A 23683-nucleotide genomic window follows, 5' to 3' on the forward strand; every position below is an offset into this window, starting at 1 on the left:
AATGTAACTATGCTAACAACTAATTATTATAACGACTTTTTTGAGTTTGGGCAACAGAAAATTAACTTTAGTTTCTTCGAATTGAGTTTACCTGACGACGATCCAGTCTATACCCTGAAAAAAGTGATGGAGGATTTAGATTTTTCTGGTCTGCTGGCCAATTGTTCAGATAAGGGAAGAACCGGGTATAACCCAATTATGATGTATGCTGTGGTTACTTACGCAAACATGCGAGGGGTACGTTCTGTTGACCGTATTGTAGAATTATGTGAAATTCTTTGCAGAGGATGCAGGATTTTGGAGTGAATCTGATCTGTGTAGAAGATGGGATTGACAGCTCAAAAGATAGTGAAAAGCTGATGATTTCTGTTTTATCTGCGGTGGCAGAGATTGAACGAGAGAATATCCTTGTTCAGACAATGGAAGGACGTAAGCAGAAAGCCAGGGAAGGAAAATGGAACGGTGGGTTTGCTCCATATGGCTATGAATTGGTAAATGGAGAATTGCAGATTGCAGAGGACGAAGCGGAGATTATTCGTCTGATCTATGACAAATTTATTCATACTAATATGGGAATCTCAGCGATTGCTGCATGGCTGAACCAGCATGGATATAAAAAGAAAAAACGACAGAATAATACACTGGACGCATTTGCTTCTTCCTTTATAAAAGGCGTTCTGGATAATCCGGTATACTGCGGAAAGTTGGCTTATGGACGAAGAAAGAACGAGAAAGTTTCTGGAACAAGAAATGAATATCGCATTGTAAAGCAGGAAAATTATATGCTGCACGATGGTATCCATGAAGGAATCATCTCAGAAACAGACTGGGAGCTGGCTCATCAAAAACGGGAAAAAACAGGTGTGAAATATGAAAAGACACATAGTCTCGATCATGAGCATATTTTATCCGGAATATTGAGATGCCCGTTATGTGGAAGCGGTATGTATGGGAACGTGAATCGAAAGAAAAAGAAAGACGGAACCTTATATAAGGATTATTTCTATTATGCGTGTAAACATCGTCGCCTGGTAGATGGTCATAAATGTGGATATCGTAAACAATGGAGCGAAGAGAAGATTAACAATGCAGTGGAAGAAGTTATTCGGAAACTGGTGAAGAATCCTAAATTTGAAGAAGCAATTCTGAATAAAATCGGTTCAAGAATAGACACAGAAGAAATAGAAAAAGAGATTGAAAGACTGGAAAAACAGTACAGGCAGTTGACCGGAGCAAAAGCTAGACTCGGACAGCAAATGGACAGTCTGGATATCATGGATAAATTTTATGAAAAGAAATATCAGGATATGGAGACACGCTTATATCGTCTGTATGATGAAATTGAAGGCGTGGAGAACAGTATAGAAGAAGTTAAGAATCGCCTGCTGAATATCCGGCAACAGAAAATATCAGAAGAAAACGTCTATCAATTTCTTTTATATTTTGATAAACTATATGATAAGTTCACCGACCTGGAGAAGAAAGAATTTCTTAACAGTTTTGTGGAACAGGTGGACATTTACGAGCAGGAGCAGCCAGATGGCAGATTCCTGAAGCACATAAAGTTCCGTTTTCCAGTGTATTTTGGAGACAGGGAGACACAGGAACTTTGTTGGGACAACGAAAGTACCGTTGAGACTGTGGTGTTGCTACAAAGTAAAAATATGTAGAAATCCTTGAATTTACGTACTTTGTGGAGTTTTTCAGTTTCAGAAAAATAGGTGAAAATCACAAAGAAAAGAGCCTTGTGAAGAAAGTAACCGTTGTTGTTGCGTTAGACCTCGGTACGGGGAACACAAAGAATCTTGAATATGAAAATGAATAGAGAGCTATCAGATCATTGATAGATTATAGGGATACTTGTTAAAAGCGGGTGTCCCTATTTTTTATGGGGCATTCCAGAACTGGAGTGTCTTTTTTACTCAGGAGACCGCCCTCGGCGGTCTTTCCTATAAAGTAAAAAAGCCCGCATTTATACGGTTTATAGTAATTTTTATTTCTCGCAAGTGTCGAAGACCCGCCGATTTACAGAAAAAAGGAGAAGGACAGTCCGGATACATAAGGGATTTTTTGAATGTCATGTGTAAGTTGTGGTTCTTCTATAAAGGAGTCTTATTCTAACAATGAATCGGCCGTAGAAACCATACAGCAACGAGTAATGTTAGAGCTTCTGCCGCAGGAACGGCGAGCCATATTCCAGTCAAACCAAATTTCAAAGGCAGTACAATCAGAAATAAAAGTAATAGTAGGAATGAACGCAAAAATGTGATCAGACCGGAGAAATATCCTTTTCCATATGCCATCATTCGAATTGCAGCAAAAATATTAATTCCTGAAAATAGAAAACCAAGTCCATAAACTCTCATTCCGGACACTGCAATAGGAAATACAGGGCTGGATGTATCTGCGAAACAGGATACAGCAACTGGAGTAAGAAAGTAGGTCAGTGCATAAATGACGATTGGAGCTACTGCGAAAAAGCGATGAGCATAGCTTTCCAGTTTTCGACAAATTCTTATTTTTCGGTCGCCATACGCATAACTCAGAGATGGTGCTATGCCCATAGAAAAACCAAAGTAGACACCGATAAACAAAAACTGCAGATACATGATGATGGAAACTGCGGCGACACCGTCTTCACCGGCAAAGGAGAGTACAGTGCGGTTAAATACGATGGTTGTAACTGCAATAGCAAGTTGATTGACAAATTCGGATGCACCATTTATCATACAATGCATGGCTTCCCGCAAGGATAAGTTATGCAAGGTAAATGAAAGATACTTTTGTTTATGGATAAAATAATAAATTCCCATAGAAAATGACAATACCAGCCCAAGAATTGTTGCCAGTGCAGCACCGTAGATTCCCATTTGCATTTGTCCGACCAGAATATAGTCCAAAACGATATTCAAAATACCACCGGACAGTGCAGTTATAAAGCTATATGTGGGGGCACCGTCCACTCGGATAAAATATGTAAACAGTTCCTTACCGATTACGACGGGAGCTGCAAAAAGCCACCAACGTGCGTATGTTTTACACCCTGCAATTGTCACGGGGGTTGCACCGAGCATGGTCAGAATTGCTGAGAGATTCGTAAGAATCATCAGGGAAATGAGGCATCCAAGCAAAATAGCTGCAAAAGAACTGACAGAAAAGGAGCGGTCTGCTTCCTTTTTTCTGTTTCCTCCAATGTGCAAAGCTGTGACAGCGCTGCCGCCGGTAGCAAATACAAGTGCAATTCCGGTCAATACATTTACAATAGGATAAACAATGTTAATAGAAGCCAGTGCATTGGTTCCGACATATGTAGAAACAAAAATACCATCAATAATGGTATAGACTGTGTTAAATAATGATGTTAGATATGTCGGAACAATAAATTTTAATAGTTTTGTGAATTGAACTTCTTTTTCAGAAGCAAAAATTAAAGCATTTTCCATAAAAATTTCCTCCCTTGATGGAAGTATAAACCTTAAAGTAGCTTGAAGGTCAACGTGAAAAATAGTATAGTGGGTAAATAGTAGTAAGTTTTAAAACCAGGAAGGGAAGAATCATGGATAAAAGATTTCAAATTGGAGAAATAGCCCGTTTTTTTGATATACCAGCATCTACATTTAGGTATTGGGAGGAGAAGGGGATTTTACATCCCGGAAAGAAAATTGAAAATCAATATCGGGAATATGCAATTGAAGATTTAATGACCATTTCAGATGTCATTTTTTATAAAAATCTTGGGTTAGAGTTAAAGGAAATTCGTGGAATGGATGCCGCAACGCCTGAGCAGCATGGAAAATTATTTTCTGAGAAACTTTTAGAATTGGAACATCAACAAGAACTGCTTGCACGTCGGATGGAGAAATTACGCTATCATATGAAGGCGTTGAAGACATTGGAGGAATTGAAAACACAGGTATATCAAGAGTCTGATATTGATACAGCTTGCATTGTATCTTTTGACTTGATTGAAAGGGACAAGCTGCGTCAGTATATTGAAAATCCATATCTTTATTCACGGGTGCAGCATACGCAAACACTTCCACAGGAACAACGTGGGCTTACTATACCAGCGGAAATGAGTTCTTTATTTCCAAAATCCAGTATTCTTTGGCAAAAAAAGGCAAATCGTTATGTAACTTTTTTGCTTAGGGAAGAAGTGACAGAGGGGTTTCCTAATAACCTGCACGAACACTTATCACGTATTCAGGAATCACACCGTACTGGTACAATCATCAGCCGCTTTTTGCTTTGTGCACAGGAAAACGGAAAGACATATGATTTCTATAAGACGTTTGTAGAAATCATATGAAAGAGCAACATTTATGGCAACTGTGAAAGCACTGACCGGTTACGAATGAGCTTTAAGAAGACCGAAATTCAAAGCAAGATGGAGAGTTTCGGTCTTTGAATTATTTATATAAATTTCTCCACTGTTTTGACGGTTCCTGTTTATCGCAATCATCACAGATCTGTGGCCAGTTGATTTTCCATTCAAAATATTCATCTCTGGTAATCTAGCTGGATTTCAGTTCTTCTTTTCTAATTGTCCATTCTTTCAAAAAATTATTAAGAATCCCATAATTAAACCATATGCCAACAGGTGGATGAGCAGGCCGACTATCGGAATTGTGGTAGCGTATAGAGGTATCGTTGCTGGAATTTGATTTTTCGTTAGGATAAGTCTCCAATTGAAAGAGATTAATCATTCCAGGATTAAATTCATCAATCCAGAACAAAATTTCCATTAGCTTAGAAGCATTCACCGTAGTTGGTTCATGGAGTGCCAGTGGGTTTACGTCCAGAATCTTAGCCATTTCTGTTACCAGATCTTTACGGGGGACCCGGTAGTTGGTTTCGTATTGGGCAAGACGGTTCGCACCCTGGCCCCAGCCAAGAGCTACACCGAGTTCTGCCTGTGTCATATTCCAGATAAGTTTCATGTGGAGAATGAGCTGTCTAAAATGAATCTGCCAGAAACCGTACCTGCTGTGGTATAAACTATAAATTGTTGTCATAAAATGTGGTAAGAAAATCAGACGAATATTTTTTCACTCTGCAAACCCGAATGTTATATCATCACTTTGCTGCCAGATACTATAGACCTGATACAACATTGATCGGATTCCCTTCCATAAACTGCTTTATATTATCCGCCAGAATAGAAACCAACCGCTGTCTTGTCTCAAGTCCTTTCCATCCCATATGTGGCGTCAAAAGGACTTGATCCATAGTATAAAGAGGGCTGGCTTCTTCAGGTGGTTCAGTTTCCTGAACATCAAGTCCAGCTCCTGCAATCGTACCATTTTCCAATGCTTCTATAAGAGCAGCCTCATCAATAAGTGTACCTCTTGAAGTATTAATAATAAATGCTGAGGGCTTCATAAGTGATAAAGACTCTTTGTTTATCATATGTTTTGTACTTTCCGTCAATGGACAGTGCATGGAAACATAATCACTATTCTTGAGTAATTCCTCAAGCGATACATAGCGGATCCCCTTCTCATCCTCTCTTGGTGTCCTGGTATATACAAGTATGTTCATATCCAAAGCCTGTGCGATCTGGATAACTTTCCTGCCAATGTGTCCTGCACCTATAATACCAAGTGTTTTTCCATTTACCTCAACATGCGGAACCTGAAGATTTCTGGTAAAATTGTCATGATTTCCGCATGCCAGCATCTTCATCTGTACCTGCATTGCAGAACTCAGATTCAATATCATCATGATCGCAGTATGTGCCACACGTTCTGTGCTGTATGCCGGAATATTGCAGACTGTAATCCCCTTCTTTCGTGCTGCTTCAAGATCAATGTTATTATATCCTGTACCTGCCTCGCAGATCAGTTTAACAGATTCCGGGAATTTCTGTATCATTTCTGCACTCACAGGCATCTCCTTTGTTACAATGATATTTGCACCCTGAATACGCTCTGACAGCTGCTGTTCTGTTGTATCATCATATACTGTAACATCAGAAGATAAAACGGAAAAATCCAGCTTCCCATCAAAATTCATTTTCTTTGCATTCAATACTACACATTTATCGTTCATACTATAAATTCCTCCTTGGTAAATTACTTCACGCTATCGGGATTGCACCTATTTATCAGTCGGCCATGATTTCCGAAGAGCCACATAGGATATTAAAAAGTTTGCAAACCAACCTGCCGGTACAGCAAGCCAGACAAATACAATGCCAAAACGCGGTGCACAAATCAAAGCAACTGACAGGCGGATCGCCAGGTTCACCATATTTGCAATAAGGAACGGGCGCATGATTCCAAGACCACGAAGAACCCCATCGGTTGCCATTTTGATTCCCATAAAGATGAAGAAGTAACCGAGCCATCTCATATAACCCTCGGATACCTGATAAGCTAGGACAGTTCCATCTTTACCAAGGAATAGCGAGGAAATCTGAGTATGCAATGTTTCAATGACTATAAAAGCAAGAACTGCAAAACATACATCTAACACCAGTGCAGCGTGATATCCTTTTTTGATCCGTTCAATTTTCTTTGCACCAAGATTCTGGGAAACATATGGGGAAACCGCATTGCCAATGGATACAAAAATCAATGAAAAAACATTCTCTACCCGCATCGTCGCCGCATACCCCGCAAGTGCCTGTGTACCGAAAGGATTTACAACAGCTTGTACAATCATCATACCGATGGACACTGTAGACTGCTGAAGAACCGAAGGTACAGCAATTTGAAGCATGGAATATAACTCCTGCCTGTCAAACCAATCAAAGCGACTTTTATATCGACGCATCCGGCTAAGGAAAAGAAAAAGTGAAAACACCGCAGAAATCCCCTGTGCTATAAGAGTTGCAAGGGCTGCACCAAACACACCGAGACCAAGTCCGGCCACCATCCAAAGATCCATAAAAATATTTAAGATTGACGAGAATACCAGGAGTCCCAGTGGGATTTTTGATTCACCAATGGAAGTGAACATGTTGGAAAGAATGTTATACATAAACAAAAACGGAAAGCCCACGAAATAGACCCGCAGATATAACACTGCATCATTCAGTATATCGCCGGGGGTTTGTAATACCCTCATCATTGAGTAGGAAAAGCAAAAGCCAAAAATACCAAGGATTATGCTTAGAATTAAAAAGCTAAACAAGGACGTTGACACGATGGTCTTCATTTTTCTATACTCCCTGGCACCGAAATAGCGACTCACGAGCACACCGGCACCGACACCTGCCCCCAGTGCCACACAAATGAAAACATTGGTCAGCGCTGCGCAGGCCCCGACAGCTGCAAGTGCAGAGGAGCCAACAAATTGGCCGACGATGATAGAGTCAGCCATATTGTATATTTGCTGAAAAAAACTGCCCAAAATCATTGGCATTGCAAAAACCGTCAATGCTTTAAGAGGTGTATCGGTGATCAAATATTCATCTTTTGACATTATCATATTCCTCCACAGCCTTTATAATTTCACTCATTCTTTCCTTCACCGGAATTTATTTCATGTATTCAAAATGCAAGTTTTAAGTTACGTTACGAAACAATTATATGTAGTTACAGCTACTATGTCAAGCCAGCGTTTACTTTCAGCAACATAAATGATATGATATTTAAAAAAAATTACTATCCGGAGGATATTATTTTACAGGAGGGACACTTATGTACCTGAACGGTTTAGATGAACTGGATCAGAAGATCATCCAGTTGCTTATAGAAAATGCACGTATTTCTTACTCTGATATCGGTAAAGAAACCGGTATTTCCAGAGTGGCAGTAAAAGCCCGGATTCAGGCTCTGGAGAAAAAAGGCATAATTGAAGAATATACAACTATAATAAACCCTCAAAAGATCAGCGGTGCTGTTTCATGCTATTTTGAAATCGAGACAAAACCAGACCATCTGTCGCAGGTGACAGATATATTACATAATAATGATACCGTCACGCAGATTTACCGTGTCACAGGAAGAGACAAGCTGCATGTACATGCCGTAGCTTCATCAAGTGATGAAATGGAACACTTCCTGCACACAGTCATTGATACACTTCCCGGCGTTATCAGCTGCAGCTGCAATACAATCTTATCACGTATTAAAGATATTAAAGGATTACGGCTATAGAAGCCTGCATAAAAGACAAGATAAGGTGCTTATCAGCAAGTGTAAGCATAATTAATTTTCGCTGTAGTAGTTATTGACCTCTTGAGAAAGAGGATTGATGACGAAGCGTTTATTCAGCTTATATGGAAATTCCTAAAGGCAGGATATAAGCGAAAATGACTTTTGTGGAAACGAAAGTATCTTTATTTTTTTATGTGTATGCTTCCTGTTGTGGAAATGAATGCTTGCAAAGTTGATAACTAATATTTTTTCATTATTACAGGTACAATAAGAACACGTAATAGCGGAAATGAGGTATAGTTATATCCGTACACCGATGAATGCATTACTTGGGTATAACCAGCTGATGAAAAAAGAACTGACAGATCCAAAACTGCTTCATTATCAGAGGGCGGTCGAACAGTCTGGGAATCTTTTGCTGGCAATTATCAATAATGTACTTGATATGGCTCGTATTGAAAGTGGAAGAGTGGAACTGGATGAAAGCTATGCCCGGATTGATCAGACAGTGGATGAGATAAAAAGTGTATTTGGACCTCAGGCTGACAAAAAAGGACTGAACCTTATATTTGAAACACAGGTGGAGCATCAGCAGGTCCTATGTGATATTACAAAAACAAAACAGATTCTGGTGAACCTGATCAGTAATGCAGTCAAATATACGCCGGCAGGAGGAACCGTTACGGTCGCTGTACAGGAGATTCCATGTGAACAAGAGAATTCTGTGAAAATTCAGATAGAGGTTCGTGATACAGGAATCGGAATGAGCAAAGAATTTCTGCCAATTCTGTTTGATTCTTTCTCAAGGGAGCGAAATACGACCGTTGGTAAAGTTGCAGGTACAGGTCTTGGGATGGCAATTGTAAAAAAATATGTGGATCTGATGGGCGGCAGCATAGACGTGAAAAGCGAACTGGGAAAAGGAACTGTGTTTACACTTATCCTGATACAAAAAAAGCGGATGAGAACTATTACGGGCAGAAAGCATCAAAAACAGATGCCGCTGATATGGAAAGCAGTTTACGCGGAAAACATATTTTACTGGCAGAGGATAATGAGCTGAACGCAGAAATTGCAATTGCAATACTTGAAGAAACAGGGCTTATTATTGACTGGGTGGAAGATGGTGTACAGTGTGTGGACAGGATAGAGCAGATGCCGGCCGAAACTTATGATATGATTTTGATGGATATCCAGATGCCGAATATGGACGGCTATGAGGCAACCAAATGTATCAGACATTTACAGGATATAAAAAAGGCAGAGATTCCGATTATTGCCATGACAGCAAATGCTTTTCAGGAGGATGCTGAAAAGTGTATTGCTGTTGGAATGAATGCACATCTGGCAAAACCTTTGGATATTGAGAAGGTGGAGCAGACTATCTGTAAACAGGTAAGAGATGCAAAAATGAAAAATAGAATATAGGATAGACGTATAAAAATGGAGCATATTAGTTTATGCTCTGTTTTTTGATTTCAATCATGAAGAATCATTTTTTATATTCTTTAACATCATATGCTTGGTACCAGAATGGAGTAGGTTGAGCCTGGCTTCCTTTGCAGCATTGGTAAGGGATATCCTGCCAGGCAAGATCAAATTCTCCGTCTGTCCTGACTTTCTGGATGTAAAGAATTTCCGGTACAATATCTTCATCTGTTGCATAAATCCTGTACATCGCGAAGCGTGTTACTGGGCACGGAGTAAACAGTAATCAAATAATTTCCACATATCTTAAATACGCATTGAGAAATTGCAACAGCTACAGTATAATAAAATGAACTGCACAGTAACGTGTCAGTATAGAGGAAAATCAAGTTATGGAGTAGAAAAATGAAGGAATGTATCAACGAAACAATTATGGAAAAGTATGAATTCCGTAATATCAGACCAGAGGAGACAGATCAGGTGGTCAAAATCGAGCAGATCTGTTTTCCGCCAAATGAAGCATGGAAGGTGACAAAAAAGTGAATGCACTTGAAACACTAAAAACTTATTTTGGATATGACACATTCAGAGAAGGACAGGAGAAAATTGTAGAGGCCATCCTGGCGAACAGAGATGTCCTTGCAATTATGCCAACAGGAGCAGGTAAATCCATCTGTTATCAGATTCCGGCACTGATGCTTCCGGGCATCACGCTTGTGATTTCACCGCTGATCTCATTGATGCAGGATCAGGTAAAGGCGCTAAACGATGCAGGAATTCATGCAGCATTTATCAATTCTTCGCTTACAGAAAACCAGATTAGTAAAGCTTTGTATCTTGCAGCAAGTGGAAGATATAAAATTATCTATGTGGCTCCGGAGCGCCTGGAGAACTATGAATTTCTGGAGTTTGCCAGAAATGTAGAGATTTCCATGGTGACGGTGGATGAAGCACATTGCATTTCTCAGTGGGGGCAGGACTTCCGGCCCAGCTATCTGAAAATCGTTGAGTTCATAAAAAATCTTCCCAAACGACCTATCGTCAGTGCTTTTACAGCAACAGCGACAGAAGAAGTAAAGAATGATATTCTCTGCACACTGAGCCTTGCAGATCCTGAAGTGGTGATCACAGGATTTGATAGAAAGAATTTATATTACAGTGTTGAAAACATCCGCAGAAAAGACGAATTCATCATGGAGTACATAGAGAAACATCCAACAGAAAGTGGAATCATCTATTGCGCTACAAGAAAAAATGTGGACAATCTGTTTGAACTGCTTTTTAAAAGAGGAGTTCCTGTCACCAGATATCATGCCGGGCTTACCAATGAAACCAGGAAGAAGAATCAGGATGATTTTATCTATGACAGAACCCCTGTTATCATTGCGACGAATGCTTTCGGAATGGGAATTGACAAATCTAATGTGCGTTATGTGATTCATTACAATATGCCTCAGAGTATGGAGAATTATTACCAGGAAGCAGGACGTGCAGGCCGTGATGGAGAGAATTCGCAGTGTATTCTGCTTTTTTCATTGCAGGATGTCATGATCGACAGAATGCTTCTGGATAATAAAGATTTTTCTGATGTAGATGAGGAAGATGAGTATCTGATCAGACAGAGGGATATACGCCGGCTTCAGACGATGGAAGGGTATTGCAAGACAACCGGATGTCTGAGAAATTATATTCTGGAATATTTTGGAGAAAAGACTTCAGGTCCGTGCGATAACTGTGGAAATTGTCACAGAGAGTATCACGAAGTGGACATGACAGCAGAGGCAAAGTGGGTAGTCAATTGTGTCGCAGAGACCAGGGGGCGCTATGGATTGACAATAGTTCTCGGAACATTGATGGGGGCTAAAAGAGCCAGATTACGGGAACTTAGAACGGATCAATATAAATCTTATGGTGCTTTGAGCGGGCATAGCGAAGCAGAACTTAGGACACTAATCAGCCAGATGACAGAAATGGGTTATCTGTATCAGACACAGGAGAAATACAGTGTATTGAAACTTGGCGATATTACTCCGCTGAAAGATGAAAATACCCGCGTGATTATGCGTACATATGAAGAAAAAGAACCAGATAAGAAGAAAAAAACACAGAAAGCAGTACGAAAACGAAGCACAGATGCACTTACTTCTGCTGGCTACGATTTGTTTGAAATACTGCGAAAATTGCGATTGGAAATTGCAAAAGAGGAATCCATGCCACCGTATATTATTTTCAGTGATAAAACATTAATTGATATGTGTGTGAAAAAGCCTTCTGATGAAGAAGAGATGTTGAACGTTTCAGGAGTGGGAGCGAATAAATTGAAAAAATACGGGCAGAGATTTTTAGAAGAAATTCAGAAATTTTGCACGGAGCGTCCAGGAGTCACTTTGAGTATGACTGAAGAAGGAGAAGAGTGAAGAAACATGAAAAAAACGGAAGTATATGGAGTATTACGACAGGAGAAGAAGAAAAAGATAAGTAGATACTGTCCTCTAAAGTAGCATATCTGAAAATTCCAAAGGGGAAAGAATTATTTTGAAAAAAATTACCAATTTGTACTTGAAAAACGGACTAAAATAGTATAGAATAAAACCAGAAACAAAGAGATGGATATTATAAAGATTTACAGAGCAAAATATATTATAAAAAAGTGAGGGCGTACAATGAAGATTACAGATACGATCAAGTATGTAGGTGTTAATGACCATCAGGTAGATTTATTCGAAGGACAGTATGCTGTACCGAATGGAATGGCATACAATTCCTATGTAATTCTCGATGAAAAAGTGGCAGTTATGGATACAGTAGATGCTAATTTCAAACATGAATGGCTGGACAATCTGGAGCAGGTACTGAATGGACGTAAACCGGATTATCTGATCGTTCAGCACATGGAGCCGGATCACGCTGCAAATGTAGCAAATTTCCTGGAAGTATATCCTGGCACAACAGTAGTTGCCAATGCGAAAACATTTGTGATGATCAAGAATTTCTTCGGGTTAGATCTGGAAGGTCAGAAGCTGGAAGTAGAGAATGGTTCTACACTCAGCCTTGGAAATCATAATCTTACCTTTGTATTTGCGCCAATGGTACACTGGCCGGAAGTAATGGTAACCTATGACAGTACTGATAAAGTTCTGTTTTCCGCAGATGGATTTGGTAAATTCGGTGCGCTGGATGTAGAAGAAGACTGGGATGACGAAGCGAGAAGATATTTTATCGGTATCGTTGGTAAATATGGAGCACAGGTACAGAGACTTCTGAAAGTGGCAGCAACTCTGGATATTCAGGTAGTCTGTCCATTACACGGTCCTGTACTGACTGAGAATCTGGGTCATTATATCGGACTTTATGATACATGGTCTTCCTACACACCTGAGGAAGAAGGAATTGTAGTTGCCTATACTTCTGTATATGGACATACGAAAGATGCAGTTAATCAGTTTGTCCAGAAATTAAAAAGTAAAGGCTGCCCGAAAGTGGTTGTCTATGACCTTGCAAGAGACGATATGTCCCAGGCAATCAGCGATGCTTTCCGCTACAGTAAACTGGTGCTTGCAACAACTACCTATAATGCCGGAATCTATCCGTTTATGAATGACTTTATCACACGTCTGGTAGAGCATAATTTCCAGAACCGCACAGTAGGTCTGATTGAAAATGGTTCCTGGGCACCTTTGGCGGCAAAAGTAATGAAAGGTATGCTTTCCGAATGCAAAAAGATTAACTGGCTGGATACTACAGTGAAGATTATGTCTGCGGTAGATCAGGAAAACAGAGATCAGATGGAGGCAATGGCTTCTGAACTCTGCCAGGAATATATTGCAAAGAATGATGAACTGGCAAATAAGAATGATATGACTGCGTTATTCCGTATTGGATATGGATTATATGTGGTGACATCTAATGATGGAAAGAAAGATAACGGGCTGATCGTAAATACTGTTACCCAGCTGACAGATTCACCTTTCAGGGTTGCAGTTAACATCAATAAGACGAATTATTCCCATCATGTTATCAAACAGACAGGTGTGCTGAATGTAAACTGTCTCTCTGTAGAAGCACCATTTTCAGTATTTGAGCAGTTTGGATTCCAGAGTGGAAGAAGTGCGGATAAATTTGCCGGACAGAAAATAAACCGTTCTGACAACGGTCTGGTATTTCTTGATAAATACATTAACGCATTTATGTCCTTGAAAGTAGAACAGTATGTAGATCTTGGAACACATGGAATGTTCATCTGCAGCGTAACAGAGGCCAGAGTAGTCAGTGATCAGGAGACAATGAGCTATACTTACTATCAGAAGAACGTAAAACCAAAACCAGAGACAGAAGGCAAGAAAGGCTTTGTATGTAAAGTCTGCGGATATATCTACGAAGGCGACGAACTTCCGGAAGATTACATCTGCCCACTGTGCAAACATGGCGCAGTGGATTTCGAGCCGATTGGATGATGTTAAGGAAAATAACGGAAATGATAGAAAACAGGCGGTGTAAAAACCGTCTGTTTTTGTATCAATGGAGATAATAAGTTAATATTTTAACTTGATAAACTTCTAAAGTCTGCTAAAATAGAAGAAAAATAAAATTTACAGAGATAACATTGTGAACAGGAAGGCAGGGTGAATACATATGATAACATTAAATGATTACTTATATTCCGGAGATACCGTATTAAAGATATTGCAGAATTATATAGAAGATCTGCGAAAAGATGCAAAGAAAAATCATAATGAAATTGATCTGATCCACTGTAACTTCCTGATCCAGATCAAGGAATTACTGGAACATAACGATTTCCTCACAGCCCAGTCACAGAAAATCAGAGAGTTTTATAAATATATGACAAAAGAGTATCCATTTTTGGCATTCACAGTAAAAGGAAGAATTAAATCATTGATTCGTGCTGAGGAGAAATTTAACGGGTATATAGTAGAGTACATTTATGACTATTACAGCAAACACGGAACTTATCCTCCAATTGCAGAGCTGAAGAACCGTTTAAGCTGCTTTCGGGACCTGATTGCTTATCGTATCGTGATCTCCCTGCCGAAATGCCACCTGGCACCGGGACAGGATAGGGGTACAGAAGAATTGAAATATTTGTATGATATTGCAAATAAACTTCCGGGATTTCTTGAAGAAAGAGGTTTCACCGCAGAACCGGCGAACGGAGTAAAGTTAAGCCATTTCCCGTTACTGGATGACATCGCGAAACCATATTACAGAGACTATATTTCAGAGAAAAAAGAGTCCGACTACCAGTCCTTACATATCACATTTTATGATAACAGCTCCCGCTCTTTCCTTGAAGTGCAGATCCGGACAAAAGATATGGATGATGTGGCAGAAATCGGCACAGCAAACCATCTGGGATATGAAAAAAAACAGGAAAGCGAACGCGCAAGAAGAGACGCAATCCCACAGGGAGAGAGCGTCTGTTTCGACGAAGCCTACGAAAGAGGAATGCGCCTGTTAAACCTGGATCTCACACAGTTGGATGTGAATATGTTTGCAGCAGTAAGTAATAGTTTGATTAACGACGGGTGCGGGTTATACAGAGGTCGTCTGATTTTACCGTATGAACATCTGTCCAGATTTCAGAATGATCTGATTGACTGATGAGGGAGGCTTTTGTGCGAGGACGATATATGGGTTACTGATAGTGAAGTATTGGGTTGAAGATTTATGTTGGAAAATATGAGCTGGATGATAAATGTGGTATAGGTAAACTTTTATTAGATTATATCAAGAACAAAAATGTTAGATTACGATTAAATGTATACCAGAAGAATACCAGAGCTCTCTCGTTTTATCAAAGAGAAGGGTTCGATATCCAGTGTGAAAGATTAGATGATGTTACTGGTGAAAAAGAATACACAATGTTGTGGCAACAGAAATAGAAAGCGGATTTTGGGGGAGAATTTTATATGGAATTTAAAAATAAAGTAGTTATTGTGACGGGAGGCGCGCAGGGCATTGGAAAGACTATTGCAGAGGAATTTCAGAAGCAAGGAGCCCTTGTCTGTAGCATTGATAAGCAGCCTGGAGTTTACTTTACCGGTGATCTTGCACAGCAGGATACATTAGAGAAATTTGCTCAAAAGGTAATTACCGAATATGGTCATGTGGATTATCTTATTAATAACGCATTACCGTTGATGAAAGGAATTGACAACTGTTCTTATGAAGAATTCAATTATGCATTAAAAGTAGGTGTTGCGGCACCGTTTTATCTGACCAAACTATTTCAGCCATATTTTTCTGAAGGAGCTGCCATTGTCAATATTTCATCTTCCCGTGACCGCATGAGTCAGCCTCAAACAGAAAGTTACACCGCAGCAAAAGGCGGAATTTCAGCATTAACTCATGCGTTGGCAGTCAGCCTTGCAGGAAGAGTACGAGTCAATTCAATCTCTCCGGGATGGATAGATACTGACTTTACCGAATATACAGGAGCAGATGCAGTGCAGCAGCCGGTTCATCGTGTGGGAAATCCCATGGATATTGCCAACATGGTACTGTTTCTTTGCTCTGAAAAAGCAGGCTTTATTACAGGTGAAAATATTTGCATTGACGGTGGTATGACAAAACAAATGATTTATCATGGTGATTGTGGGTGGAGATTTGATATCTAAGTCACGTATTAGAAACACAGAATGTACAAAAGGAGAAGAACTATGGAATTTAAGATGATTCATGAAAATTACAATGTATCAGATTTGGACCGATCTATTAAATTTTACAACGAGGCCCTTGATCTGCACGAAGTGAGAAGAAAGACTACCGATGATTTTATTATTGTGTATCTGAGTAACGATGTAAGTGATTTTGAGTTGGAACTTACCTGGCTTAAAGATCATCCACAGCCGTATAATCTGGGTGAATGCGAATTCCACTTGGCATTCAAGGCAGAGGATTATGAGGCAGCGCACAAGAAGCACGAAGAGATGGGGTGCATTTGCTTCGAAAATGAAGCGATGGGAATCTATTTCATTGTAGATCCAGATGGATACTGGCTTGAGATTCTGCCGTAAAGCTGGTTGAGAAATCGAAAAAAATTTGCAACCCTGGCATTCTGGCCGTTTGGAAAGCAGTTTTTCAAGATGGCAAGACTTTCTTTCATGCCATTTGGTGCCAGTGTGATAGTATAGAATACAAAATTTAATGTAGCGATGATTGTAAGACATAATGTAAGTAGAAAAAGTGTATTTATATGATATGGTGAATATAAAAAAAGAAACGAATATATTTTGGAAATCATTTTACAATTAAATGAGTAACTTCAATGAAAAGCCAGCCCAGCTATTCATCGGAAAGACTATAGAAAAGCCTGGTTCAGATACACTGGTTAATTTCAGTGCGTCCGAACCTGTTTTTTTGTTCCATTTGCCACGCTCGCTTCCAGGAGATTTCAATGACAAACCTTCTCTCATAAGGTATAATACTAAGCAGAGCATTTTGTTTTGCTCATCATGAAATGAGAGGGAGATCTGTTTCAATGGATGTGAATGTGATCAATGAATTGCAAAACGGCCTAAGTGCCGCATATATAAATGGTTCCATGGCGGCGAATCTGGCATATAAGCCAGCGTTTGTATCGAACAATCCGGAAGAGGGGAAGAAGGTTATTTCATCCGTAGAGGATGAATTACTGCGCTGCGAAGAGTTTCAGATCAGTGTTGCATTTATCACAATGGGTGGTGTGACACCACTTCTGCAGACGTTAAAAGAGCTTGAGAAAAAGGGCGTTAAAGGACAGATTCTTACGACAAATTATCTGAACTTTAGTGAACCGAGAGCGCTTGAAAAACTTAATAGTTTGAAAAATGTTACTTTGAAAATGTATGACGTGGAAGCGGCTGGAAATGGTTTCCACACGAAGGGATATATTTTTAAAAAAGAAGAGATTTATCGAATCATCATCGGAAGCTCTAATATGACAAGTGCGGCGCTGACGGTAAATAAAGAGTGGAATACAAAACTAATTTCTACGGAAAATGGTGAGGTTGCGGAAGAAATCGTAGAAGAATTTCAGAAGTTATGGAATAGTGAGTACGCTTTACCATATAATGATTTTTATGAAGTCTACAAAGAACGCTACAATATTATAAAACACCAGCGGGAAATCGCAAAAAGCGAAGAAATCCCGTCACTGGAAAAATATAGATTAAAGCCAAACTCTATGCAAGAGAGATTTATTGCGAATTTGAGGAAGATTCTGGAGCAGGGAGAAGAGCGGGCGTTGCTGATCTCCGCGACTGGAACAGGAAAGACCTATGCATCCGCATTTGCTATGCGTGAGCTTGGTTTCAAAAGAGTATTGTTTTTAGTACACAGGGGGCAGCTGGCGAGGCAGACGAAGAAGTCCTACGAAAAAGTTTTTGCAAAATCTATTTCAATGGGACTTGTTGGAGCAGGTTATCGTGAATATGATGCAGATTATGTGTTTGCTACAGTGCAGACATTGAACCGAGATGAGCATTTGCTTCAATATGCGAAAGATGCGTTTGACTGTATCGTGCTGGATGAAGCACATCACGTTTCTGCTGAGACATATCAGAAAATAATGAAACATTTCACGCCAAAGCTGTGGCTTGGAATGACAGCTACACCGGATAAGAGGGATGACAACATTGCGGGAAGAAATGTGTATGAAATCTTCAATTATCAGATTGCCTATGAGATCCGCTTGCAGCAGGCGATGGAGGAGGACTTACTTTGCCCGTTCCACTATTTTGGCATAACTGATTTGTCGATTATTGGTGATAATGAAGAATGTAATTGCGATTTTTCTATGCTTACGAGTGATGAGCGCGTGAAGCATATTGTTGCCCAGGCAGATTATTATGGTTACAGCGGTGAGAAGGTCAAGGGGCTTGTTTTCTGCAGTACTTTGATGGAAACGGAAGTGTTGTCTGCCAAGTTTAATAAGATGATCAATCCGTTGACTGGAAAAGAATTTCGCACGATCGCATTAAATGGAAGTGCGTCAGAGCAGGAAAGACAAACTGCATTTGAGCGGCTGGCGATGGATGAGGGCGATGCGACAGATGAGAATGAGCCATTGGATTATATTTTCTCTGTGGAAATTTTAAACGAGGGCGTGGATATCGTTGAGGTGAACCAGGTCATTATGCTTCGCCCGACACAATCGCCGATTGTATTTATTCAGCAGTTTGGCCGTGGACTACGTAAAGCAAAGGGCAAAGAGTATGTTGTTATTTTGGATTTTATCGGAAATTATAACAATAACTTTATGATCCCGATTGCGTTGTCCGGAGATCGCACTTACAACAAAGACAATATTCGCCGCTACATTATGGAAGGTGGCCGTGTAATACCTGGTGCATCAACCGTACATTTTGATGAGGTCAGCCGAAAAAGGATTTTCTCATCCGTAGACAATGCGAACTTTTCGGATATTAAACTGATAAAGGAAAATTATACGAACCTTAGGGGCAAACTTGGCAGGATTCCGAAGTTGTGTGATTTTGACACGTATGGTGAAATGGATGTCATCCGCATTTTCGATAATAAAAGCTTAGGATCGTATTATAAGTTTCTTGTGAAATATGAAAAGGATTATAAAATTCGCCTCTCAGAACAAGAGGAGAAGGTGATCGAATTTGTGTCTAAAAAGTTGGCAAATGGAAAGCGTATTCAGGAGCTTCAACTGTTAAAACGTATACTTGCTTATGTACAGGGAACGGCGCAGATTGGTTTGTTTGCCGGGCTTTCGGAAGACATGAAGCATTACGGGAAGAAAATCAGCCAGAATCAGAAGGAAAATCTTGTAAATGTTATGACCAATGAATTCCCAGCGGGGACAGGGAAGAAGGCTTATTCGCAATGCATTTTCATTGAGGAAGATGAAAATGATTATAAGCCGACAAAATCCTTTGCGGAGATGGCAGTGCACGAAGATTTTTATAACATTCTTGATGAATTGGTAGATTTTGGAATCAGCCGTTATAAAAGGGATTACAAGTCAAGTTATGAAGATACGGATCTGGTGCTGTACCAGAAATATACTTATGAAGATGTTTGTCGTTTATTGAATTGGGAGCAGAATGAAGTGCCTTTGAACATTGGTGGCTACAAATACGATAAGAAGACAAAGACATTTCCTGTATTTATTAACTATGACAAATCAGCAGACATCAGCGATACCACAAAATACGAGGATCATTTTGTGAAAGGATTCAGAAATCGCTTGATCGCTATTTCCAAATCCGGAAGAAGCTTAAAATCGGAAGATGTCCAGAATTTCCTCAAAGCAAAAGAACGTGATATTCAGGTAGAGCTTTTTGTGCGAAAGAATAAGGACGATAAGATTTCGAAAGAGTTTTATTATCTCGGACATATGACGGCAAGTGGAAATACGAAAGAATTTATGATGGCGAATACAGAAAAAACGGCGGTGGAAATCGAATGGATTCTTGATGTGCCGGTGAGAGAAGATATTTACGAGTATATCGTGAATGCGTAGAGGAGGAACAGATGAAGACAATAAAAGTAGTTGCAGCAGTTATCTGCGACAATATGAAAGAAAAGAATAAAATTTTTGCAACGGCTCGTGGTTACGGTGAGCTGAAAGGCGGCTGGGAGTTTCCTGGAGGAAAAATCGAAGCAGGTGAAACACCTCAGGAAGCATTAAAGCGAGAAATCATGGAAGAACTGGATACAGAAATTAAGGTAGGGGATTTGATTGATACTATAGAGTATGACTATCCCACCTTTCACCTTTCCATGGATTGCTTTTGGGCAGAGGTCACAGCCGGTCACCTGGAATTAAAAGAAGCGGAAGCTGCAAAATGGCTTACGAAGGACCAACTGGATAGCGTTGCCTGGTTACCGGCAGATGTCACTTTGATAGAGAAAATTCGAAGGAACATGGAGAACTGATTTTTAACATTATTTTCAGAGGAATTGCTATGATATACACAGTAAAACGAATTGAGGAAGACCTGGACTTCGGTTGTGAAGAGCGACTGAAAGGCATGCCAGTCATGGCAATAGTGACGCTTACGAATTCTTCAGGAGAAGAAATAAGGATAAAAGCAGAGGATGCCATGCTCTATGAATGTAATATTAATGAAGGGGACAAGGTTTGCTTTGATGCAAATAACAAGTTGGAAAAAGTAAAATAAAAATTGTAGAAGAACCAGAGAATATATTTGGATAAAGAAAACCAATGGCTTTGACTGTTATCAGTCTGCACCATTGGTTTTTTTAGTTCTGCTAATTCCTGAACAGTAATGGTTGTTGGAATTTTTGTACAGCCATTTGGTGTAAACTGATAACATTAGAAAAAGAAATCAAGGGGGAACTGGCAGATGAAAGGTTATAACACAAGCAACGGATATATGGGATACGTAGAAGACAAATACATTTTATTTGCCAGTGAACAGGAATATTTCGAGTTTATGCACTACAGGGGTTATATCTATGTTATACTTGAGTTGGTATTAAAGGATTTAGTGAGGACTTGATTGATGCTGTAAAATTAATCTTGAGCCGATGAGAAAGATTTCAGGTCAGGATAAATAAGAATTAGAAATTAAATACAGGAGAAAATAAATGGTAAAGCAAATAGTAAGAGACATTTTCTTTTTAGGCCAGCCATCCGAGCCGGCCACAAAAGCTGATATCCAGGTTGGAAAGGATCTGCAAGACACACTGCAGGCGAACCGGGAACGGTGCGTTGGTATGGCTGCAAATATGATTGGTATAAGGAAGAATATCATCATTGTGAATATGGGATTCATAGATGTTGTGATGTTCAATCCGGTGATTGTTTCAAAGCGTGATATGTATGAGACAGAAGAAGGCTGTCTGTCCCTGGATGGTGTTCGTAAGACGAACAGATACCAAGAAATAGAAGTAGAGTATTATGACTTCAACTGGAAAAAACAGCGCCAGAAATTGTCAGGATGGACGGCGCAGATTTGCCAACATGAAATTGATCATTTGTCCGGAAAAATTATATAACCAAAGCGGATTGCGAGGTGACGGATATGCTGAAAAATGTATTGATCGTGGTGGATGATATAGAAAAATCCATAGAGTTTTATAGGGACTTATTTGGACTGCAAGTGATTCTTAAGCATGAAGGTAATGTGATCTTATCGGAGGGACTTGTTTTGCAGGATGCCGGTCTATGGGGGAAGACGCTGGATGAGACTTCTACGCCATTCAATAACATGATGGAACTGTATTTCGAGGAATTTGCTATAGATGGATTGATTGTAAAATATGAATCTGGTAAGTATTCCGTTCGATATGCCACAGAACTGACAGAACTTGCAGGTGGGCAGAAGCTTGTAAGACTGTATGATCCCAGTGGTAATCTCATTGAGGTTCGCACTCCATTTATGTCTAATTAAAGGAGAAGATATGCAGATTTTTGTTGATGCAGATGCCTGTCCGGTAGTTGGTATTGTTGAAAAAGTTGCAAAAGAGCACAATCTTCCGGTAACGTTGTTGTGTGATACCAATCATGTGTTATCTTCTGATTACAGTGAAGTGATTGTAGTTGAAGCCGGAGCAGATGCAGTGGATTATAAACTGATCAGCATTTGCCATAAAGGCGATATTGTTATATCACAGGATTATGGAGTGGCTGCAATGGCACTTGGAAAAGGGCTCACAAGGTCCAGTGGACCTTGGTTTTGAGCCGACCGAAGCGGAGCGTAGACCTTATGCGATTCATCAATCTGGGAAATGGTATACGAATGAGAATATTGACCAGATGCTTATGGAGCGGCATCTGAATAAGAAGGCACGCAGGGCATCCGGAAAGAATCATGTAAAAGGCCCAAGAAAACGAACAGCGGAGGATGATGAGCATTTCAGAGAATCCTTCGAGAAAATGATACATATGGCAATGGATAAGGAGATGTAATCACAAACGGAACACAGGAGAATCGGGAGGTGTAGAATGATGGAAAAGAAAAGAACCTATATTGCAATTGATCTTAAGTCATTCTATGCGTCTGTGGAATGTAAAGAACGAAATCGGGATCCTTTGACAATCAATCTTGTGGTTGCGGATAAAAGCAGAACAGAAAAAACAATCTGTCTTGCGGTATCTCCAGCCTTAAAGTGTTATGGGATACCCGGAAGGGCTCGTTTATTTGAGGTTGTTCAAAAAGTAAAAGAAGCCAACAGCGCCCGCAGGTGGAGAGCACCGAACAGAACATTTATTGGTTCTTCTGATGACAGTACAGAATTAAATATCAATCCTGCACTGGAGATTGATTATATTGTTGCTCCTCCCCGGATGGCTCTCTATCTGGAATACAGCACCAGGATTTACAGCATTTATCTGAAATATATTGCGCCGGAAGATATTTTTCCGTATTCGATTGACGAAGTATTTATGGATGTAACGGATTATCTGCATACTTATAATATGACAGCAAGCGATATTAAATGTGAAGAGTGGTAAATGTAAAAACATATACAAAGAATATAGAATGTTTCACTAGTACAGCGAAAATTAAGTTTCTGCTATATTGGCGTAGGATTTCACACTCTGATGGGCTGGATTAAGATGCATTATTTTAGAGGATTGTTATAGTTCTGGCAGTAGAGGACACAAGGTTGAAGAAATCAGACCGGAATTCTTTGGCGGAACGAAACCATGTTATAAGAAGAATTGTATTTTGAGAGGAGGCTCTTATAAATGTTGAACATTATTTATGGAGATGTGAAAAACAGTATTTATAATACAAATGTTTATTTTAAAAACAGTTATGAACCAGAATGGCTTGATGCAGAACTGGCGAAAAAGATGATTAAAGATATTGATGATTCAGAAGTATTGAGTGGTGAATGCATTAACAGTCCGGTGTTGGGACAGATTCCTCCTGAAAGATTGTCAGGAGGAGTGAAAACATTGTTGCTGATTTTAAATGAACCGGATCGTATTTTCAATGCCTCGACCTGTGGCGATAACTGTGCAAAATGGATATTGGAAATAGGCAGGCTTAAAGATGTTACCATTAATCTCAGACATATGATGAGTTTTGGAAAAGATACAAAATTTGAGATAAAAATCCAAAATGGAGGAGAAACGGTCCATTCAATGAAGGAACTTGTTCCTATAGCAAATAAGTATTTAAATGAAATGAAACAGGAGTAGT

22 protein-coding genes and 6 pseudogenes are annotated in these 23683 nt (G+C 39.7%); 23 read left to right on the top strand and 5 right to left on the bottom strand.

All coding sequences use genetic code 11. From position 1 onward, the window contains the following. Positions 1–9 precede the first annotated feature (9 nt). Together WKT11_RS12670 and WKT11_RS12675 are read left to right on the top strand one after the other, a co-directional pair. Positions 10–273, top strand: a pseudogene (locus tag WKT11_RS12670) (hypothetical protein); the annotation flags it as partial. Then, positions 273–1670 (top strand): annotated as a pseudogene (locus tag WKT11_RS12675) (recombinase family protein); the annotation flags it as partial. The pseudogenes WKT11_RS12670 and WKT11_RS12675, both read left to right, overlap by 1 nt. 447 nt (positions 1671–2117) lie before the next feature. On the opposite strand, the gene WKT11_RS12680 reads toward WKT11_RS12675, so the two are convergent. Continuing rightward, on the bottom strand, positions 2118–3443 hold the full coding sequence (locus tag WKT11_RS12680; protein WP_118247344.1) for an MATE family efflux transporter: 1326 nt from the start codon (positions 3441–3443) through the stop codon (positions 2118–2120). Between the two features lie 113 nt (positions 3444–3556). Here WKT11_RS12680 and WKT11_RS12685 point away from each other — a divergent pair, with 113 nt between their 5' ends. Further along, the gene (locus WKT11_RS12685) at positions 3557–4309 is read left to right on the top strand and encodes a MerR family transcriptional regulator (protein ID WP_118137970.1); all 753 of its coding nucleotides are present in this window, start codon (positions 3557–3559) and stop codon (positions 4307–4309) included. Between the two features lie 100 nt (positions 4310–4409). Here the strand turns inward: WKT11_RS12685 and WKT11_RS12690 are convergent. From WKT11_RS12690 to WKT11_RS12700, 3 genes and pseudogenes are all read right to left on the bottom strand, one after another. Then, positions 4410–4922: pseudogene (locus WKT11_RS12690) on the bottom strand (helix-turn-helix domain-containing protein). Positions 4923–5094: 172 nt separating this feature from the next. Beyond that, positions 5095–6051: a 2-hydroxyacid dehydrogenase gene (locus WKT11_RS12695; RefSeq protein WP_340284733.1), complete on the bottom strand. Its 957-nt coding sequence runs from the start codon at positions 6049–6051 to the stop codon at positions 5095–5097. Positions 6052–6099: 48 nt separating this feature from the next. After that, positions 6100–7428 carry an MATE family efflux transporter gene (locus WKT11_RS12700; protein ID WP_118411013.1) on the bottom strand — a complete coding sequence of 443 codons (1329 nt, stop codon included), beginning with the start codon at positions 7426–7428 and terminating at the stop codon, positions 6100–6102. Between the two features lie 218 nt (positions 7429–7646). Between WKT11_RS12700 and WKT11_RS12705 the strand changes: the two genes are divergently transcribed. The 3 genes from WKT11_RS12705 (at position 7647) to WKT11_RS12715 (ending at position 9533) form a co-directional block, all read left to right on the top strand. After that, entirely contained in the window at positions 7647–8105 is a 459-nt protein-coding gene (locus WKT11_RS12705; RefSeq protein ID WP_117677391.1) for an Lrp/AsnC family transcriptional regulator, read from the top strand. 289 nt (positions 8106–8394) lie between these two features. After that, positions 8395–9168, top strand: a complete 774-nt coding sequence (locus tag WKT11_RS12710) for a sensor histidine kinase (RefSeq protein ID WP_340284742.1) — start codon at positions 8395–8397, stop codon at positions 9166–9168. Then, on the top strand, positions 9114–9533 hold the full coding sequence (locus tag WKT11_RS12715) for a response regulator (protein ID WP_340284745.1): 420 nt from the start codon (positions 9114–9116) through the stop codon (positions 9531–9533). The genes WKT11_RS12710 and WKT11_RS12715 overlap by 55 nt, the downstream gene beginning before the upstream one ends. 64 nt (positions 9534–9597) lie before the next feature. Here the strand turns inward: WKT11_RS12715 and WKT11_RS12720 are convergent, their stop codons facing one another. Continuing rightward, on the bottom strand, positions 9598–9783 hold the full coding sequence (locus WKT11_RS12720) for a hypothetical protein (protein WP_117846342.1): 186 nt from the start codon (positions 9781–9783) through the stop codon (positions 9598–9600). 155 nt (positions 9784–9938) lie between these two features. Between WKT11_RS12720 and WKT11_RS12725 the strand changes: the two genes are divergently transcribed. The 17 genes and pseudogenes from WKT11_RS12725 to WKT11_RS12805 all read left to right on the top strand — a co-directional run bounded on the left by WKT11_RS12725 (position 9939) and on the right by WKT11_RS12805 (position 23682). Continuing rightward, positions 9939–10076, top strand: coding sequence for a hypothetical protein (locus tag WKT11_RS12725; protein ID WP_178761381.1), 138 nt, complete (start codon positions 9939–9941; stop codon positions 10074–10076). After that, a complete protein-coding gene (gene recQ, locus WKT11_RS12730) occupies positions 10073–11950 on the top strand; it encodes a DNA helicase RecQ (RefSeq protein WP_340284750.1) in 1878 nt (625 codons plus the stop codon). The genes WKT11_RS12725 and recQ overlap by 4 nt, the downstream gene beginning before the upstream one ends. Positions 11951–12196: 246 nt before the next feature. Further along, positions 12197–13987, top strand: a complete 1791-nt coding sequence (locus WKT11_RS12735; RefSeq protein WP_117677388.1) for a flavin reductase — start codon at positions 12197–12199, stop codon at positions 13985–13987. Between the two features lie 178 nt (positions 13988–14165). Then, positions 14166–15155 (top strand): guanosine polyphosphate pyrophosphohydrolase, encoded by a 990-nt coding sequence (locus tag WKT11_RS12740; protein WP_340284754.1) that lies wholly within the window; start codon positions 14166–14168, stop codon positions 15153–15155. A 95-nt stretch (positions 15156–15250) separates the two neighbouring features. Further along, positions 15251–15436 (top strand): annotated as a pseudogene (locus tag WKT11_RS12745) (GNAT family N-acetyltransferase); the annotation flags it as partial. Positions 15437–15463: 27 nt separating this feature from the next. Beyond that, a complete protein-coding gene (locus tag WKT11_RS12750; protein WP_118517025.1) occupies positions 15464–16171 on the top strand; it encodes an SDR family oxidoreductase in 708 nt (235 codons plus the stop codon). 42 nt (positions 16172–16213) lie between these two features. Continuing rightward, the gene (locus tag WKT11_RS12755) at positions 16214–16570 is read left to right on the top strand and encodes a VOC family protein (protein WP_117846347.1); all 357 of its coding nucleotides are present in this window, start codon (positions 16214–16216) and stop codon (positions 16568–16570) included. 6 nt (positions 16571–16576) lie between these two features. Then, positions 16577–16687, top strand: coding sequence for a YccF domain-containing protein (locus tag WKT11_RS12760; protein WP_226824968.1), 111 nt, complete (start codon positions 16577–16579; stop codon positions 16685–16687). Between the two features lie 347 nt (positions 16688–17034). Further along, positions 17035–20025, top strand: coding sequence for a DUF3427 domain-containing protein (locus WKT11_RS12765; RefSeq protein ID WP_340284774.1), 2991 nt, complete (start codon positions 17035–17037; stop codon positions 20023–20025). Positions 20026–20036: 11 nt separating this feature from the next. Next, entirely contained in the window at positions 20037–20441 is a 405-nt protein-coding gene (locus tag WKT11_RS12770; protein WP_019163307.1) for a (deoxy)nucleoside triphosphate pyrophosphohydrolase, read from the top strand. A 29-nt stretch (positions 20442–20470) separates the two neighbouring features. After that, entirely contained in the window at positions 20471–20686 is a 216-nt protein-coding gene (locus WKT11_RS12775) for a hypothetical protein (protein ID WP_340284781.1), read from the top strand. 186 nt (positions 20687–20872) lie between these two features. After that, entirely contained in the window at positions 20873–21028 is a 156-nt protein-coding gene (locus WKT11_RS12780; RefSeq protein WP_181991564.1) for a hypothetical protein, read from the top strand. Positions 21029–21116: 88 nt separating this feature from the next. Further along, positions 21117–21527, top strand: coding sequence for a peptide deformylase (locus WKT11_RS12785; protein ID WP_119242346.1), 411 nt, complete (start codon positions 21117–21119; stop codon positions 21525–21527). A 26-nt stretch (positions 21528–21553) separates the two neighbouring features. Then, entirely contained in the window at positions 21554–21922 is a 369-nt protein-coding gene (locus WKT11_RS12790; protein ID WP_119242347.1) for a VOC family protein, read from the top strand. A 10-nt stretch (positions 21923–21932) separates the two neighbouring features. Beyond that, a pseudogene (locus WKT11_RS12795) lies at positions 21933–22440 on the top strand (YaiI/YqxD family protein). A 39-nt stretch (positions 22441–22479) separates the two neighbouring features. Continuing rightward, positions 22480–22968, top strand: a pseudogene (locus tag WKT11_RS12800) (Y-family DNA polymerase); the annotation flags it as partial. A 255-nt stretch (positions 22969–23223) separates the two neighbouring features. Next, positions 23224–23682, top strand: a complete 459-nt coding sequence (locus WKT11_RS12805) for a DUF4869 domain-containing protein (protein ID WP_118613179.1) — start codon at positions 23224–23226, stop codon at positions 23680–23682. Position 23683: the final 1 nt, after the last annotated feature.

It is taken from the genome of Blautia sp. HCN-1074 (assembly GCF_037890165.1).
GTDB lineage: Bacteria > Bacillota > Clostridia > Lachnospirales > Lachnospiraceae > Blautia_A.

Bases quoted from the DNA above. Each gene is read 5' to 3' on its own strand.
- WKT11_RS12775 (WP_340284781.1), top strand. From the start codon at position 20,471: ATGATATACACAGTAAAACGAATTGAGGAAGACCTGGACTTCGGTTGT.
- WKT11_RS12685 (WP_118137970.1), top strand. From the start codon at position 3,557: ATGGATAAAAGATTTCAAATTGGAGAAATAGCCCGTTTTTTTGATATA.
- WKT11_RS12695 (WP_340284733.1), bottom strand. From the start codon at position 6,051: ATGAACGATAAATGTGTAGTATTGAATGCAAAGAAAATGAATTTTGAT.
- WKT11_RS12765 (WP_340284774.1), top strand. From the start codon at position 17,035: ATGGATGTGAATGTGATCAATGAATTGCAAAACGGCCTAAGTGCCGCA.
- WKT11_RS12720 (WP_117846342.1), bottom strand. From the start codon at position 9,783: ATGTACAGGATTTATGCAACAGATGAAGATATTGTACCGGAAATTCTT.
- WKT11_RS12805 (WP_118613179.1), top strand. From the start codon at position 23,224: ATGTTGAACATTATTTATGGAGATGTGAAAAACAGTATTTATAATACA.
- WKT11_RS12735 (WP_117677388.1), top strand. From the start codon at position 12,197: ATGAAGATTACAGATACGATCAAGTATGTAGGTGTTAATGACCATCAG.
- WKT11_RS12790 (WP_119242347.1), top strand. From the start codon at position 21,554: ATGCTGAAAAATGTATTGATCGTGGTGGATGATATAGAAAAATCCATA.
- WKT11_RS12755 (WP_117846347.1), top strand. From the start codon at position 16,214: ATGGAATTTAAGATGATTCATGAAAATTACAATGTATCAGATTTGGAC.
- WKT11_RS12770 (WP_019163307.1), top strand. From the start codon at position 20,037: ATGAAGACAATAAAAGTAGTTGCAGCAGTTATCTGCGACAATATGAAA.
- WKT11_RS12700 (WP_118411013.1), bottom strand. From the start codon at position 7,428: ATGTCAAAAGATGAATATTTGATCACCGATACACCTCTTAAAGCATTG.
- WKT11_RS12725 (WP_178761381.1), top strand. From the start codon at position 9,939: ATGAAGGAATGTATCAACGAAACAATTATGGAAAAGTATGAATTCCGT.
- WKT11_RS12715 (WP_340284745.1), top strand. From the start codon at position 9,114: ATGGAAAGCAGTTTACGCGGAAAACATATTTTACTGGCAGAGGATAAT.
- WKT11_RS12710 (WP_340284742.1), top strand. From the start codon at position 8,395: ATGAGGTATAGTTATATCCGTACACCGATGAATGCATTACTTGGGTAT.
- WKT11_RS12740 (WP_340284754.1), top strand. From the start codon at position 14,166: ATGATAACATTAAATGATTACTTATATTCCGGAGATACCGTATTAAAG.
- WKT11_RS12680 (WP_118247344.1), bottom strand. From the start codon at position 3,443: ATGGAAAATGCTTTAATTTTTGCTTCTGAAAAAGAAGTTCAATTCACA.
- WKT11_RS12785 (WP_119242346.1), top strand. From the start codon at position 21,117: ATGGTAAAGCAAATAGTAAGAGACATTTTCTTTTTAGGCCAGCCATCC.
- WKT11_RS12780 (WP_181991564.1), top strand. From the start codon at position 20,873: ATGAAAGGTTATAACACAAGCAACGGATATATGGGATACGTAGAAGAC.
- WKT11_RS12705 (WP_117677391.1), top strand. From the start codon at position 7,647: ATGTACCTGAACGGTTTAGATGAACTGGATCAGAAGATCATCCAGTTG.
- WKT11_RS12750 (WP_118517025.1), top strand. From the start codon at position 15,464: ATGGAATTTAAAAATAAAGTAGTTATTGTGACGGGAGGCGCGCAGGGC.